At 41.5% G+C, this 14,537-nt stretch carries 14 protein-coding genes and 2 pseudogenes; 9 read left to right on the forward strand and 7 right to left on the reverse strand.

The window, feature by feature from the left end:
• Nucleotides 1-110: 110 nt before the first annotated feature.
• Nucleotides 111-1,850: an ABC transporter permease gene (locus V7K35_RS26060; RefSeq protein WP_335082973.1), complete on the reverse strand. Its 1,740-nt coding sequence runs from the start codon at nt 1,848-1,850 to the stop codon at nt 111-113.
• Nucleotides 1,851-1,897: 47 nt separating this feature from the next.
• A complete protein-coding gene (locus V7K35_RS26065; RefSeq protein ID WP_335082975.1) occupies nt 1,898-3,223 on the reverse strand; it encodes an ABC transporter ATP-binding protein in 1,326 nt (441 codons plus the stop codon).
• Nucleotides 3,224-3,716: 493 nt separating this feature from the next.
• Between V7K35_RS26065 and V7K35_RS26070 the strand changes: the two genes are divergently transcribed.
• Nucleotides 3,717-4,031: a hypothetical protein gene (locus V7K35_RS26070; RefSeq protein ID WP_335082977.1), complete on the forward strand. Its 315-nt coding sequence runs from the start codon at nt 3,717-3,719 to the stop codon at nt 4,029-4,031.
• Nucleotides 4,021-4,389, forward strand: a complete 369-nt coding sequence (locus tag V7K35_RS26075) for a pentapeptide repeat-containing protein (RefSeq protein ID WP_335082979.1) — start codon at nt 4,021-4,023, stop codon at nt 4,387-4,389. Before V7K35_RS26070 ends, V7K35_RS26075 begins: the two co-directional genes overlap by 11 nt.
• Before the next feature lie 172 nt (nt 4,390-4,561).
• On the opposite strand, the gene V7K35_RS26080 is transcribed toward V7K35_RS26075, so the two are convergent.
• A complete protein-coding gene (locus V7K35_RS26080; protein WP_335082981.1) occupies nt 4,562-5,554 on the reverse strand; it encodes a LysR substrate-binding domain-containing protein in 993 nt (330 codons plus the stop codon).
• A 322-nt stretch (nt 5,555-5,876) separates the two neighbouring features.
• Here V7K35_RS26080 and V7K35_RS26085 point away from each other — a divergent pair, with 322 nt between their 5' ends.
• The 3 genes from V7K35_RS26085 (at nt 5,877) to V7K35_RS26095 (ending at nt 8,119) form a co-directional block, all read left to right on the forward strand.
• The gene (locus tag V7K35_RS26085; RefSeq protein WP_335082983.1) at nt 5,877-6,572 is read left to right on the forward strand and encodes a cadmium resistance transporter; all 696 of its coding nucleotides are present in this window, start codon (nt 5,877-5,879) and stop codon (nt 6,570-6,572) included.
• A gap of 94 nt (nt 6,573-6,666) precedes the next feature.
• Complete coding sequence (locus tag V7K35_RS26090; RefSeq protein ID WP_335082985.1) at nt 6,667-7,329, forward strand: hypothetical protein; 663 nt, start codon at nt 6,667-6,669, stop codon at nt 7,327-7,329.
• Nucleotides 7,330-7,690: 361 nt separating this feature from the next.
• A complete protein-coding gene (locus tag V7K35_RS26095; RefSeq protein ID WP_335083006.1) occupies nt 7,691-8,119 on the forward strand; it encodes a YidH family protein in 429 nt (142 codons plus the stop codon).
• 8 nt (nt 8,120-8,127) lie between these two features.
• On the opposite strand, the gene V7K35_RS26100 is transcribed toward V7K35_RS26095, so the two are convergent.
• On the reverse strand, nt 8,128-8,850 hold the full coding sequence (locus V7K35_RS26100) for a class I SAM-dependent methyltransferase (protein WP_335082987.1): 723 nt from the start codon (nt 8,848-8,850) through the stop codon (nt 8,128-8,130).
• A 343-nt stretch (nt 8,851-9,193) separates the two neighbouring features.
• Here V7K35_RS26100 and V7K35_RS26105 point away from each other — a divergent pair, with 343 nt between their 5' ends.
• From V7K35_RS26105 to V7K35_RS26115, 3 genes are all read left to right on the forward strand, one after another.
• Entirely contained in the window at nt 9,194-9,436 is a 243-nt protein-coding gene (locus V7K35_RS26105; RefSeq protein ID WP_335082989.1) for a hypothetical protein, read from the forward strand.
• 448 nt (nt 9,437-9,884) lie between these two features.
• Entirely contained in the window at nt 9,885-10,781 is an 897-nt protein-coding gene (locus tag V7K35_RS26110) for an NmrA family NAD(P)-binding protein (protein WP_335082990.1), read from the forward strand.
• A 12-nt stretch (nt 10,782-10,793) separates the two neighbouring features.
• Entirely contained in the window at nt 10,794-11,714 is a 921-nt protein-coding gene (locus V7K35_RS26115; RefSeq protein ID WP_335082992.1) for a helix-turn-helix domain-containing protein, read from the forward strand.
• Between the two features lie 175 nt (nt 11,715-11,889).
• Here V7K35_RS26115 and V7K35_RS26120 read toward each other — a convergent pair whose 3' ends face one another.
• From V7K35_RS26120 to V7K35_RS26130, 3 genes and pseudogenes are all read right to left on the reverse strand, one after another.
• On the reverse strand, nt 11,890-12,606 hold the full coding sequence (locus V7K35_RS26120; protein ID WP_335082994.1) for a pirin family protein: 717 nt from the start codon (nt 12,604-12,606) through the stop codon (nt 11,890-11,892).
• Between the two features lie 337 nt (nt 12,607-12,943).
• A pseudogene (locus tag V7K35_RS26125) lies at nt 12,944-13,072 on the reverse strand (DNA starvation/stationary phase protection protein Dps); the annotation flags it as partial.
• Nucleotides 13,073-13,154: 82 nt separating this feature from the next.
• Entirely contained in the window at nt 13,155-14,204 is a 1,050-nt protein-coding gene (locus tag V7K35_RS26130; RefSeq protein ID WP_335082996.1) for an aldo/keto reductase, read from the reverse strand.
• A gap of 76 nt (nt 14,205-14,280) precedes the next feature.
• Between V7K35_RS26130 and V7K35_RS26135 the strand changes: the two are divergent.
• Nucleotides 14,281-14,537 (forward strand): annotated as a pseudogene (locus V7K35_RS26135) (hypothetical protein); the annotation flags it as partial.

The raw sequence follows: 14,537 nt of genomic DNA on the forward strand, positions 1-14,537 counted from the left end.
AGAGGTTGTTTGAAAAGTGTTTAGCTATGATTTAGGCACTTTATTCATCCCCCCTAACTCCAGGGCTGGAGCCGCTTACTACAAACCTTTAATTCTTTACGCTTACCTACTTAAACCAATAATTGATATTTCTCTTGAGCTAGATTGTAAAGAGGTCGCCAAATCAAACGATTGGTCAACACTACTAATAGAGACATTATCACTGTCGAAGCTAATAACAGGGAAAAATTGCCTGTGGCGGTGGCATGAGAAATTGTTGCTCCCAATCCAGAAGTACTAATTACTCGCCCTTGAAATGTGACATACTCACTGACGATACTGGCATTCCAAGCGCCGCCAACAGCGGTAATAATTCCTGTAATTAGGTAGGGAAAGATTGCAGGTAAAATTAAGGTTCGCCAGCGTTGCAAAGGGGATAGTTTATACACCGAAGCAGCTTCGATGAGGTCTGAGGGAATCGACTGTGCCCCAGCAATGACATTAAACAGGATATACCACATTGTCCCTAACATCATCAGAGCGATCGCACCAATTTGCAAACCGCCAGCGATGCGGGTTAAACCCAACAGTAGCACCGGAAATAAAGCTGTTGCCGGTACAGAGGCGGCAATTTGTACCAATGGTTGTAACACTTGAGCCAGCCGGCGATTGCGGCCGATTGCTACTCCCACGGGTACAGTCCACAACAGTGATAATATTAAAGCAATTATCACCCGCAACGCCGTTAATATAGCGCCCTTTATTACCTGTTGCCAATCAGCCCAGCCTAAAGTCCGTAATAGTAACACAGCTTCCCAAGTACCCCACAGGACAATTAAGGTGAAGCCGCTAACAAATACCCAATTTAAAAAACTCGGCAAGTTGATATTGCCTTTGGCATTTACAGGTACAGAACGCACGGGAAACGACCGAATTAAACTGTCGTCTAGGGCTGTTTGTAATGGCTGAAAAACGCGATCGCCAATTGCGCGTAAAGTAGGCGATCGCCTGACAATATCCAACACCCACGATTGGGGTGCATTTTCAGTTTCAATCATCTCCAACTTAAATCTTTCTGCCCAAGCAATCAGGGGTTGCCACACAAAAAAATCAGTTGCCACAATGATCGCAATCAGTACCATCAAGCCCCAAAATATAGCTTTAAAGTCTCCTTTGTTGGCTGCTGTGGCTAAAAAAGAGCCTAACCCTGGTAAACGAAAATCTTTATTCCCTAAAGTAAATGACTCAATAGCAATTAAAAAAAACCAACCTCCAGCCACCGACATTACACTATTCCATACCAAACCAATTACACCAGATGGTAACTCTAATGTCCAAAAGCGTTGCCAGGGATTAAGCCGATAAACTTTTGCTGCTTCTAGTAATTCTCGGGGAATACTTTGGAGAGATTGATAAAAACTAAAAGTCATATTCCAGGTCATACCAGTGAAAATCAGCAAAATAGCTGCTAGTTCTACACCAATTCTCTGACCAGGAAACAGGGAAATCAAAGCTAATACCACACCCGGTAAAAAAGACAACACTGGAATCGATTGCAGAACATCCAACATCGGAATTAGAATCCGCTCTGCAATTTGGGAGCGATAAGCAGTATAAGCATACAATAAAGTGAAAATTAAGGATAAAAAGTAAGCCAGCCCCATGCGGATCAGAGTTTGGGCTGTATATCCTGGCAAAGCATTGATATTTGTAGAAATTATAAGTTCAGGTTGAAAAGTCCCGCTAAATTGAGAAGCAGTTCTAATAATTGCCACAATGAAAGATAAAATCACCAGAATCAGCAATCCATCTTGCCAAGTCCAATTGCTACGTCCCAGAGTTTTATTAGCAGGAGTAAGGGGTCGGGTCATAATAGTCGGTAGATGAGAGAACCAGAAGAGTTACTAATGACAACTGACTAATCAGCATTGACAACTTGCTCTAAAAATATTTGTCCCGATGGCTCATCGTAGCCGTATATCTCGGCGTAACGACCCCAATCAACGACGGTTTTTAATTGTCGTTCGGCTTCTTGTGGACTAAAGTGACTTTCTAGAATATCTAAAACCAGTTCTTCTGGGATGCGTTGATTATTTTTCGCTTCCAGAAGACGGTAAATTTGCTGTACCAAGCGAATATTAGTTAAGAGTTGCGATCGCATGATTTGTTTGCGATCATCAATACCTCCATTGATAAATTGTTGCCCGACTGGCTTCAGGTTAATATCACCTTCTGCAAGTTCTACAAAATCCATTAATTTTGCAGCTTCCACAATTGGTAAAATCTCATCCACTTCCAATTGCAATTCCTGAGCAAGCCGATAGAGGTCTTTTTCCTGACGATCTTCTAAAAGTTCCAAAAGACCGGCAATAGAACCAATTCGCACGGCTGGCAAAGACTGATATTTTGCTGGTGGTGTTGCAGGTTGTACAGAACTAGTAGGTGGAGACTCAATTTTTTCTAATTCGGGGTTCGTGATGATTGTATAAACCTGATCTACCAGGGCTTGAAAACTTGGGTGTTTGCGATCGCGGTAATGGGGTAGAGTCACAGGTAAATCAGCCCGAATTCTTCCCGGATTGCGTCCTAGAACAATAATCCGATCCGCCATAATTACCGCTTCCTCAATCCCGTGGGTGACAATGAGAACGGCTTGGGTGGGTATGCGACGTTCTAACCACAAATCTAATAACTCAAACCGTAAGTTTTCTGCTGTTAGCACATCCAATGCCGAAAACGGCTCATCCATACATAACAGTTCTGGTTCTACGGCCAAAGCCCTAGCAAATCCAACTCGCTGACGCATTCCCCCAGAAAGCTCTTTGGGATAGGCATTTTCAAACCCATCCAAACCAATAATATCAATCATCCGTAGGGCTTTTTGCCGTCGATAATCTGGCGCTTCTCCTTTTGCTTTTAAACCTAGTTCCACATTCTCCAGTACAGTTAACCAAGGATAAAGGGCAAAACTTTGAAAAACAATTGCTACCCCAGGATTTAAACCAACTAGGGGACGGTTATGATATATAACTTCACCTTGACTGGGGGCGATTAACCCAGCAACTATTCGCATTAAAGTAGATTTCCCTGAACCTGAAGGCCCTAGCAACGCGACTATCTCCCCTGGACGTAACTCAAGATTAATATTTTCCAGAATGACAATCTGCTGACCGTTGGGCTGCTGATAAGATTTGCTGACACTTTTTAGAGCGATCAGGTGTTCGGTTGCTGTTTTAAAGACCATGACTCTTTCTGTAAGTAAATAATTAAATATAATCTCATGTTGAGGTTATTTTACAGTTAAAGTGAACTAAAAATGGTTTATTCAGCAATTGGAACAGGACTGGAACAGAGCTAATCGCTTGAACCGTCATAAATTAGTTGTAATAGTTAATAAGATAAATCCATTATTTGCTGCCAGATAATGACGGACTGCCCGAACATTAATAGAAAGAAATTGCTCTATATTAGCTCTGTGCGTCTGAGTAAATTTGGAGGATTGCAGATATTAAATAAACAATCTTTATCTACTATGGGGGTTAAAATAGAAGCTGTCCACAGATAAATTCGTTGGCGTTTGTTTCGAGGATGTTTAGAAAGTGGGGGGTATTGTAAGAAAGGTAACAAAGTTTAGAGGATGTTTGGAAAGTTAAAAAAAGCTCTAGTCTCTGCTCCCCTTAACCTTAAGTTGAGGAGTATCTTAGATATATAAGTCTAATTATTGTTGGGTGGCGATCGTGAATACAGAGGAATTCCTGCGATTAATCGAAAAGCAGCCCCTATGTCCTGAGACATTACCAAAAGGGTTGCAAGCAATGTGGTATGACAACAAAGGTGATTACAACAAGGCTCATGAAATAGTTACAGATGCCAGCGATGCTGACAGTGCTTGGGTTCATGCTTACCTGCACCGCAAAGAAGGCGATTCTTACAATGCCCATTACTGGTATCAACGCAGTGGTCAGCCAGCATTTTTAGGAGAACTAAGTCAGGAGTGGGAACAAATAACTTCTGTATTGCTAAGAAAGGTCAACGCGACGCATGAATGCTGAGGAATTAAAACGGCGTTTTGCCGCAGGGGAAAGATATTTTCCAGCTATCAACTTGAGTAGCGACAAGCTGATTGGAGCCGATTTGCCTGGAATTAATTTATGGGGATCTGACTTGAGTGGAGTTAACCTAGCTAAAGCTAAACTCTGGGGAGCAGATTTGAGTAGAACTAACTTAGCCAAAGCGAATTTGACCAGAGCTAATTTGAGCGGTGCCAAATTGAATGAAGCAAATCTCCGGGGAGCCAAACTCAACTATGCCAAGTTGTATGGAGCGAATCTGACTGGCGCTTACTACGATGAAAGCACGCGCTTTTCTAGAGGTTTTGACCCCATCAGTAGAAATATGCAGAAGGTGTGAAGGGAATTTGGGAACTCGCTGCCCCCTCTGGGGATAAGGGGCAATGGGGACTTCCCTGCAAGCGGATTTAAGATGACAGTATTTTTTAATTCATTAGTCGTAGAGAACTCATACTGAATTCTCTATGACTAACTCCTTGATTATGTCTAATTAAATTAGCGAAAATGTTGCTTTAAATAACTGATTTTGATCCGTGTTGATGTGAGCCATCTAACATAGACGATATCAACATTTGTTCAAAGACTTTAGAAAGAGCAGTCTGAAAACGTTGACGATGTTTGAGTTTGAAAAAAGGTCTAACTATTTCTGCGTAGGCGTGGCCCGCCGTAGGCATCGCACCGTTGCTCTCTCTGTTATCAATAACTCGAATTGCCCGCAGAGTTCCCAACTGTATTTCTTTTTTTACCATCAACTCAGAAATTCCAATTGCACCAACACCATCTTCGATCGCTGCTTTTGTCATCTCTCCACTGTTGAATACTAAAATTACATCCAGTTCACTGAGATTGATTCCCCAATTTTGTAGGGCTTCCTCAAACCTTTGCTGGGTTCCAGAACCTGGTTCTCGCATCACCCAAAGAGTTTTAGTCAATTGGGTTAAATCAATTTCTCCCCACTCAAACCAAGGGTGTTTTTGACCTACCACAATTTGCAAGCGATCGCTCCCCACTATTTCATACTCTAGAGTATTTTGGAGCGCTGGCTTTACATCTCCTTCCACCAAACCCAAATCAAACTGTCCTGTCGCCGTTCCGACACAAATTTCTTCTGTATTGGCAAGGCTACAGTCAATCTGGATACCAGGATATCGGCTCTTAAACTCACTAATCTTGCTAGGTAGCCAGTAGTTACCAATTGTCAGACTCGACCCTAATTTCAATTCACCCCGTTGCAGATTGTTCAATTCTCGCAATCCCCTTTCAGTCAAGGAAACTTGATCGAGAATTTTCTGCGCTTCCACTTGCAGCAATTTACCAGCCTCAGCAATCTCGATATGGCGACCAATCCGATGGAACAGTTTCACTCCGTATTCTTGCTCTAAGTTGTGGATCGCTGCACTGACGGCAGGTTGTGTAATATAAAGCTCCTCTGCTGCGCGAGTAAAGTGTAACTGCTGCGCCACAGCCAGAAAGATTTTTAGCTGCTCAAGCGTCATTCCTGCCATTTCATAGTATCCCTACAACTTGGTGTCAAATTTTTAATCACTTTCATTTATCATTTTGACAAACAAAAGCATTTGATTCTATCGGTTAGTTTGACTAAAGTATAAATCAAGGCTTCGGCATAGACCCAAACAGCCAAAGCAGAGTTTAAAAATTTCAGCAGAGCGAACCAGATGACGCATCAGTGATCACGACACAGATGATAATTTAGTATTCCTACTCAATATAAAATTTTTGATACCAGTATTTTGGATATCGTAAATCCAATCTAAAATCTAAAATCCAAAATTGAATGACCAAGCATGAAAATAAGGACTTCCACAAATGAGCGGTTTAGTAACTGCAATTACCACAGGGATCACAGCATTTAGTGCCACCAACATCGATGATATTGTCATTCTGACGTTACTTTTTTCACAAATAAATAAAACGTTCCGCAGTCGTCACATCCTTGCTGGTCAGTATCTCGGTTTTGCTGCATTGATCATTGCTAGCCTTCCTGGTTTCTTCGGTGCACTAATCATACCGCAGGACTGGATCAGACTACTTGGTTTAATGCCCATAATCATTGGTATGAGTAGTTTACTAAAACGCGAAGAGGATTCATCTGAGGAAGCCGCAGAAGAAACCGAGCCGTCTTGTCCTTCTATAATTGCCAGTTTTCTCTCTCCGCAAACATGTAATGTAGCTGCGATCGCCTTTGCAAATGGTAGTGATAATATTAGCGTCTATGTACCTCTGTTTGCCAATTCTGAATTAGAGAGTCTATTGGTAATACTAGGTGTATTCTTTTTTTTAGTAGGTGTGTGGTGTTATACCGCTTATAAATTAACCTACTTGCCTGCGATCGCACAATTTTTAACTGAGAATGGCAATACTTTTGTGCCTTGTATATTGATTGGACTGGGTATATTTATTGTTACAGAAAATGTTACTTTGACTCTTGTATCTGTAGTTTCTAGTTATATATTTTCATTGATTTTAGGTTTCAATTCTCAGCCTTCAAGTGAAGAGCAATAAAAATTAATTATCTAAAAATAGGTACATCATGAATTTTCTGCTCAAAATGAATTCCAAACTGCAAAATATATTATCCATCAACAGGAGTCAAAACATGAAAATCTGGAAATCTCTGCTAATTGTCTTGATGATTTTCGCTAATCTCGCCTTTGCTCAACCATCTTTTGCTGATAGACCAAAATTTAGCAAAAACCCTGACTATATCGAAGTCACTAAAGCTCTTAACGAACTTTCTCAGACAAAAGATGCCCAAACTGAAGTTGAAGGTCTTACACAAAAGGAAATTCAGAAGAGAATCGAGGAATTAACACTGCAAAAATATGCTTTAGAGACGGGAATCAACTGGGGTCAATGCGACAACCAAACAGGTAATACCATAGCTGTATATGGCAAAAGAGCAAATGATGAAGACGATGAAGATGCGGTATACGACAATAATCTCTATTTTCTAGCTAATGGTCAGTCCACTAAAAAGAACTGGGATTGTGATGGCATCTATCTAGGGAATGATGTCAAGGTAGCAAATTTTACTTCTACTTCTAATGGGCAAGGTCAAAAATTAACAGGTCCGGCTGCTCTGAAGATACTTGATGGAACTCAGTTGGTGATTAAGACAAATCCAGATACTGCTGCGATTGAATTGAATGTTCCCACTGTAAAAGTTCTTAACAGCAATGAGGCTAACTGGTTTATCCCAGATATATCGCAGGCTCTCATAAATACACGAGTTCCTAATGCGCCTAGCAATCAGTCTTGAAATAGAACTGCATAGTCTATTTTTGAACGATTGTTCGGAATTTAAATAGAGTAACAGCCGAAACCAGAGGATAAACCTGACTTGCACTGGTGAAAAGTCTCTCTGATCTTGGCTGTTTTCTTGATGACACTTTATTACTTACACTTGCTCTGTACCATCAATTACGAATTACGAATTATTTGGTCAGGCTTGTTTTATTTATATATCTGCATTAAAATAAATTTTGAAAAAAATGTACAATCACAAGAGGTATATTTCACTAGCGCAACTATTGCGCTGGATGCAAGTCATCTGGAAGGAGATTTGCTATTACCTCGGCATTTTTTTAATAAGAGCCGCTTTAGGGATACGGGTGTTATTGATGCAGTTAAAATTGAAATCTACAGAAGAAGATAAAGATAAAAAGAAGCCAGGACGACTGAATCCGTCCCGAATCCGAGATCACTTGGCAAATGAGCGTACCTACCTCGCTTGGATGCGGACAGGGATAGCTCTTTTAGGTTTTGGTGTCGTCATCGTGCGTTTGCGTGCTTTCCAAGTACCTTTGATGCCCCGTCCCGGCAACGGCTGGAAGTTAGGTTTAGTCTTCTCGCTGGTGGGTTTAATCACGGTGTGGCTCTCAACAGGACACTATTTCGCAGTCCGTCGTGATATCGAAGAAGATACTTATGAACCGACAGACCGTTGGGTGCTGCTGTTTAGTCTGGCCGTGATGATTCTCGGGGCTGGGGTAATCTATTTTGTCTTTACAACTTCTTTAGATCCATCAAGTCCACTTATCCCTGAGTAACAGTATTTTTAAAACCGCACCTTATACAACTCGAATAATTCCCCTGATTTATGCGTTACTACTTTACCACCAGCCGCCTTAATGATTTTTTCCCACTTAGGCAAAGGTTCTAAAAATACCTCAGCCCCCAAATAGGTTTCCAGAACTGCCCAATCTTCCGCCAAAGGCTGTTCTGGATTGAGAACGTCAAACACAAAATGTCCACCTGGTTTTAACACCCGCTTGACTTCTATCAGAACAGCATCCCAATATTCGAGTGGAAAATAGCAGCTGAATCCTGTTGCGATCGCTAAGTCAAACTGCTCTGATGAATAGTTTAACTGATGAGCTGCTCCCAACTCAACACCTTTGAACAGCTTGGAATTCAACTGCGGCCCACGGGAATTAAGCGTATCGCGGGACACATTACTGATTTCTTGCCCATGAAAATATGCTTGCCAATCCCGCCAAGGATAAATTAAAAAGCTGATACCACAGCCGATATCTAAACAGTGCTGGTTTTTTTGAGGTTTAGCAATTTCCCAAAAAGGGGAAGCAATTCTCCCTGAAAAACTACCTCCAATCCACTCGCCAAATATCGGCATCGCCTGTACTTCTGCCGGGAGTTCAAAGGTTTCACCTTGATATTCTCGGTTAAAGCGATAGGCGACTTGGGCTAATCTCTCGTCCCAGTTTGTTGATTTGGGTGAAGCAAAGAGATTTTGAAACTGTGAATCGGGCTTTTTGGACATTATATTTTTGCTGCTCTTTTTAAGGATTGTAGTCAAATTCGCTTTGCGATGTCTGTTGACAAGCCACTTCTCTACGAGAAGCTACGCCAACGTGTCTACGCACCCCCATCCAATCTCCTGCTGAGGTTTGTCCGAAGTCATTGATACCAATGACCAATGAACTAATGACTGCTATTCAACTTTTTCATGCCAAATACCTACTTTCTCAAAAGCACCATAAGCAATGACCAGCATAGGTTTTAATTCTAGTAGTTTCGTAGCAGCACTATTTTAGTCTTGCCGCGCCACTAGGGTGCGTTATGTCCACGCCAAAATAACAAATGCGTTCGCCGAAATAACAAATGTGTTCGCTGAAATAACAAATGTGTTCGCTGAAATAACAAATGTGTTCGCTGAAATAACAAATGTGTTCGCCGAAATAACAAATGAGTTCGCCGAAATAACAAATGCGTTTGCCGAAATAACAAATGCGTTTGCCGAAATAACGAATGCGTTCACCGAAATAACAAATGAGTTCGCCGAAATAACAAATGCGTTCGCCGAAATAACAAATGAGTTCGCCGAAATAATAAATGCGTTGGCGTAGCCCGCACTTCTCTACGAGACACTCTTACTAGCTTGCTTCCACGTTCGTGTAGCGTCCCGCAGGGAAGTGGTACGACAAAGCTCAGTGACCACCGCAGGCATCGCCATGATTGCAAGTATTTAGCTTTGTCACGCCAAAGAGACCCTTCTCCTATCGGTGACGCTACGCGAACGGGTGACGCTCCTGCGTCGCTAACGCTGCGCTAACAGCAGTCGCCTGCGGAGGAGCCAGCGCAGTCTTGGGGTCTCCCCCATGAGCGACTGGCGTTGGAAACCCTACCAAGAGCGCTGCTTCACCGCAAATCTTTGATGGATGAAAGTTAAGCAGCAAAATTCCACATTTTGGATACAATTACCGATAATTCGGCTAACTTTAAAGATAAAAAATTATTTACCATAAATAGAGAAATTCAAATTCCAATTTAGAAATAGTTTGTGAGTAAATATTTATGAAAGTTATAGTGACAGGTTCTTTAGGAAATATTAGTAAACCACTGACACAAGAGTTAGTGAAAAAAGGGCATCAGGTGACGGTTATCAGCAGCAAAGCCGAAAGGCAGAAAGATATTGAAGCGAATGGCGCAAAAGCTGCCATTGGCACAATGGAAGACGCTGGCTTTCTATCAGCGACTTTTAAAGGCGCAGATGTCGTTTATGTGATGGAATCGCTTGCCCCCGATGCTTTCTTCGACCCGAATGTTGATGTTATCGCGGCTATCACCGAGATTGGCAAAAACTACAAACAAGCCATTGAACAATCGGGCGTAAAACGTGTCGTGCATCTCAGCAGTATCGGTGCTGACAAAGGAGTTGGCTTGCTCCGGTTTCATTACAATGTCGAAAATATTTTAAGAGAGCTGCCGGAAGAGGTCTTTATTAAATTCGTGCGCCCAGTCGGTTTTTACACTTACATGTATACCTTTATCCAAACCATCAAATCACTTGGCGCGATTGTCGGCAACTATCGCGGCGATGAAAAAGAACCGTGGGTCTCCCCAAAAGATATTGCTGCCGTGATTGCCGAAGAAATTGAAAAACCTTTTAATGGTAAAGAAATTCGTTATATTGCAAGCGATGAAGTTTCGCCAAACGAAATCGCCGAAATTCTGGGCAAAGCCATCGGAAATTCCGATCTGAAATGGCTGGAAATTTCTGACGAACAATTTTTAAATGGTCTATTGGAATCAGGAATGAACCCGCAAACTGCACAGGGTTTTGTGGAAATGAATGCCGCTAGGCGTGGAGGCAGATTGTATGAAGACTATTTCCGCCATAGACCAATATTGGGTAAAGTAAAGCTGAAAGATTTTGCGAAAGATTTCGCGGTTGCTTATAACCAGCAATAATTACATTTCGATATGACAAACACACAACCGCGTAGATTTAAAACGATCACCGAATATCATCGGATGCTGGAGCTTCCTAAACCTGAGCATCCTTTAATCAGCGTGATTAATTTAGAATCCATTAAATATTTGCCTCCCCAAGAATTAATAAATCTTGTCTTTGATTTCTACACAATCGCGCTCAAAAGAACACCGAACACTAAATATAAATACGGTCAGCAAGAGTATGATTTTGATGAAGGCGTAATGTTTTTTATGTCGCCCGGTCAGGTTTTCGGAGTGGAGATTGATAAAGATGCAGCATCAAAGCGTAGAGGATGGTCACTACTAATCCATCCCGACTTTTTATGGAATACATCGCTAGCCAAAACGATCAAGCGATACGAGTATTTCAACTATTCTGTCAATGAAGCTTTGCACCTCTCGGAAAAAGAAGAAGCAATCATAAACGATATTATCGAAAATATGGAGCAGGAATATCGTTCCAATATTGATAACTTTAGTCAGGATGTGATTGTTTCACAACTTGAAGTACTGCTTAATTATTCAAACAGATTTTATCATCGGCAATTTATCACCCGTAAAAAAGCGAGCAGTGATTTGCTGGTGAAACTGGAGGATTTATTAAACGAGTATTTTGACAGACAAAATGAATTACAATCGGGAATTCCAAGCGTCAAATATATTGCCGATAAATTAAACGTATCGCCGAATTATTTAAGCGATATGTTAAGAACGCTGACGGGACAAAACGCCCAACAGCATATCCACAATAAATTAATCGAAAAAGCCAAAGAAGCGTTATCCACAACATCGCTTTCAGTCAGCGAAATCGCGTATCGGCTCGGTTTTGAACATCCGCAGTCGTTTAATAAATTATTTAAGAATAAGACAAGTGTCTCACCACTCGAATTTAGAAACTCGTTTAATTAGACTAATTTTTTGACAATGCGTAAGTTCTAGTATTGCCGCATTCTTTTTTCAAATTGGTATAATTATGCGGACATGATATAAGACAAAACAAGGGGCTTAAGCCCCTTGTTATAACCTGCGAAAGCAGGTTTTGTTTATTTAGATGCGGTTTCTAACCGCCCTTTTGGCTGCAATATTAGCCTAAATCGAAAAGCAAGATTTCACCGCCGATGTTGGTGCTAATTTCTAGCTGTTCTTCGCCGTTGATTTGCACTCCATCGCCTGCTCTGAGTTCCTCACCATTCAAGTTAACTATGCCTTGCGCTATTTGTAACCAGGCATAGCGACCAGTTTTGACTTGATAATTAACAACATCACCTGACTCTAAAACAGATGTATATAAATTAACATCTTGGTGAATTGTCACAGCACCATCACGCCCATCTTTAGCAGCAATTAAGCGGAGTTTGCCACGCTTTTCTTCTAGAGGAAAAGCTTTTTGTTCATACCTTGGTGTCAACCCTTCTTCGTCAGGAAGAATCCAGATTTGTAGTAAGTGTAGTGGATTATCTGGTGAGGGATTAAATTCGCTGTGGCTGATCCCAGTTCCAGCGCTCATAATCTGTGCATCACCGGGGCGAATCACTGACCCTGTACCCAAGCTGTCTTTATGCTCTACTGCACCTTCTAAGACGTATGTGAGGATTTCCATGTCACGATGACTGTGGGTAGGAAATCCAGCACCAGGGGCGATACGATCGTCGTTAATCACCCGCAGAGAGCGAAATCCCATCCGGTTGGGATCATAAAAACTACCGAAGGAAAATGTGTGATAACTATCGAGCCAGCCTATTTGAGCATGACCACGGGCATTGCGATCATGGATTAAGTAGGTAATTGTATTTTGAGACATAAATTTACCTCGTTGTTAATGAATATTTAGTTAGGAGTCGGTCAATTTTGGATTTTAGATTTTTCCTTCAATTGCCGAAGATATTTTTTAATTCTTCAACCTTGTTTTGAACTATTTCAATAGTAAAGCATGTACATATAAAATGAAAAGTACGCACTTAAAAGTGGCGTACTTACCAAAAAGATACTGTGAGATTTTGATTTAAATCAATCGTGCTAATAGGGTTAGAACTGCTATATCAATTCTGGATCAAGATGTCCTATGAAATGGTGCGTTACAGCTTTAGTCTAACGCACCCTACTACTAATGAGTTAGAAAGCGGATCTATCCGAAGTGTTTATATTACACCAGCAGGTATCTTTTGAGTTTTATTAGTATCCGCTTTGCCATTCTCTGCCTTAATTTATGCTACTTGCAGATGAGCTTCTAAGAACCAGAGTCGTTTGTCAATGGTGCGGGAAATTTTACAGATAGTGGTTGGCTGTGCAAAACTCTCTAACGGTAGATTGAATTAATGCCTGAATGTCTCAAGATTTATGACTATTGCCTTAACTGCGATGGTTTTCTATGGTATCGAATGTACCACCGAAAAGGCGATCGCGAATTACATCGTTTTGCAAAAAGTCATGAGGAAAACCCAGTTCAATTTGACTCACTTCATTTAACCGTTGCAAATGTTCTGGTGAGAGGCTGACATTTAAAGAAGCTAAGTTATCTTGAAATTGCGTTAATTTACGTGCGCCGATGATCGGAATAATCACACCACTTTGAGCGCGTAACCAAGCTAATGCTACCTGTGAGGGTGTGTGTCCAATTTTTTCTGCAACTTCACTGACAACTTTCGCGATCGCTAAATTCTTCTCAGAAACCTCTCCCCCCAAACTCGTAACTCGCCCCTGTTCGTCGCCTTCTTGACTGGGTTTATTGTACTTCCCTGTCAGCACACCACCACCCAAGGGTGACCACGGCGTTACTGCTAAATCCAAAGCTTTGGCCATTGGTAGTAAATCACGTTCTGGTGTTCGCTGAATTAAACTATACTCAATTTGCAGGGCGACAAACTGCGTCCATCCTTGGTATTTAGCGATGGTATTTGCTTGGGAAATGATCCAAGCAGGGGTGTCAGAAATGCCGATGTAAAGTACCTTACCTTGACGGACTACATCATCAAGCGATCGCAATACTTCTTCAATAGGTGTTGTAAAATCCCAAGCGTGCAACCAGAATAAATCAATGTAATCGGTATTGAGCCGTTTTAGGCTAGCTTCTAAAGACTGAATCAAATTCTTCCGATGGTTTCCACTGGCGTTAGGGTTGCCCGTCTTATCATTCATCTGCAAGGGAAAGGAATATTTTGTAGCAACTACAAAGCGTTCCCGTTCTTTAGCAATTAACTCACCGACAATTTTTTCACTGCTACCATTGGTATAACCGTTGGCGGTGTCAATGAAATTGCCCCCTGCTTCTACATAGGCATCAAAGATTTTACGACTTTCGTCAACAGATGCACCCCAACCCCAATCTTCACCAAAAGTCATGGTTCCTAAGGAGAGTTCAGAGACTCTTAACCCGCTTTTGCCCAAGAGTTTGTATTTCATGAATATTTTCTCATTAATGAAAAAAACTATCGAATACCATCCCAAAAGCATGATAACTGCAAACCGGGGGTGATGTTTGAGGACAAGCCCTTTAGTCTATCTAAATGTAACTTCTTGCATTGTGAATGCGATCGCTTGCATTGTGAATGCGATGGCTTACATTGTGAATGCGATGGCTTACATTGTGAATGCGACGGCTTGCATTGTGAATGCGACGGCTTGCATTGTGAATGTGATGGCTTACATTGTGAATGCGATCGCTTACATTGTGAATGCGATCGCTTACATTGTGAATGCGATCGCTTACATTGTGAATGCGATCGCTTACATTGT

The organism is Nostoc sp. (assembly GCF_036917275.1).
Taxonomy (GTDB): domain Bacteria; phylum Cyanobacteriota; class Cyanobacteriia; order Cyanobacteriales; family Nostocaceae; genus Nostoc.

What these genes read in the sequence shown, in the direction of transcription:
- V7K35_RS26080 (WP_335082981.1), bottom strand. Translation starts at nt 5,554, where the DNA reads ATGGCAGGAATGACGCTTGAGCAGCTAAAAATCTTTCTGGCTGTGGCG.
- V7K35_RS26090 (WP_335082985.1), top strand. Translation starts at nt 6,667, where the DNA reads ATGAAAATCTGGAAATCTCTGCTAATTGTCTTGATGATTTTCGCTAAT.
- V7K35_RS26120 (WP_335082994.1), bottom strand. Translation starts at nt 12,606, where the DNA reads ATGTCTCAAAATACAATTACCTACTTAATCCATGATCGCAATGCCCGT.
- V7K35_RS26130 (WP_335082996.1), bottom strand. Translation starts at nt 14,204, where the DNA reads ATGAAATACAAACTCTTGGGCAAAAGCGGGTTAAGAGTCTCTGAACTC.
- V7K35_RS26065 (WP_335082975.1), bottom strand. Translation starts at nt 3,223, where the DNA reads ATGGTCTTTAAAACAGCAACCGAACACCTGATCGCTCTAAAAAGTGTC.
- V7K35_RS26115 (WP_335082992.1), top strand. Translation starts at nt 10,794, where the DNA reads ATGACAAACACACAACCGCGTAGATTTAAAACGATCACCGAATATCAT.
- V7K35_RS26100 (WP_335082987.1), bottom strand. Translation starts at nt 8,850, where the DNA reads ATGTCCAAAAAGCCCGATTCACAGTTTCAAAATCTCTTTGCTTCACCC.
- V7K35_RS26095 (WP_335083006.1), top strand. Translation starts at nt 7,691, where the DNA reads ATGCAGTTAAAATTGAAATCTACAGAAGAAGATAAAGATAAAAAGAAG.
- V7K35_RS26110 (WP_335082990.1), top strand. Translation starts at nt 9,885, where the DNA reads ATGAAAGTTATAGTGACAGGTTCTTTAGGAAATATTAGTAAACCACTG.
- V7K35_RS26060 (WP_335082973.1), bottom strand. Translation starts at nt 1,850, where the DNA reads ATGACCCGACCCCTTACTCCTGCTAATAAAACTCTGGGACGTAGCAAT.
- V7K35_RS26085 (WP_335082983.1), top strand. Translation starts at nt 5,877, where the DNA reads ATGAGCGGTTTAGTAACTGCAATTACCACAGGGATCACAGCATTTAGT.
- V7K35_RS26075 (WP_335082979.1), top strand. Translation starts at nt 4,021, where the DNA reads ATGAATGCTGAGGAATTAAAACGGCGTTTTGCCGCAGGGGAAAGATAT.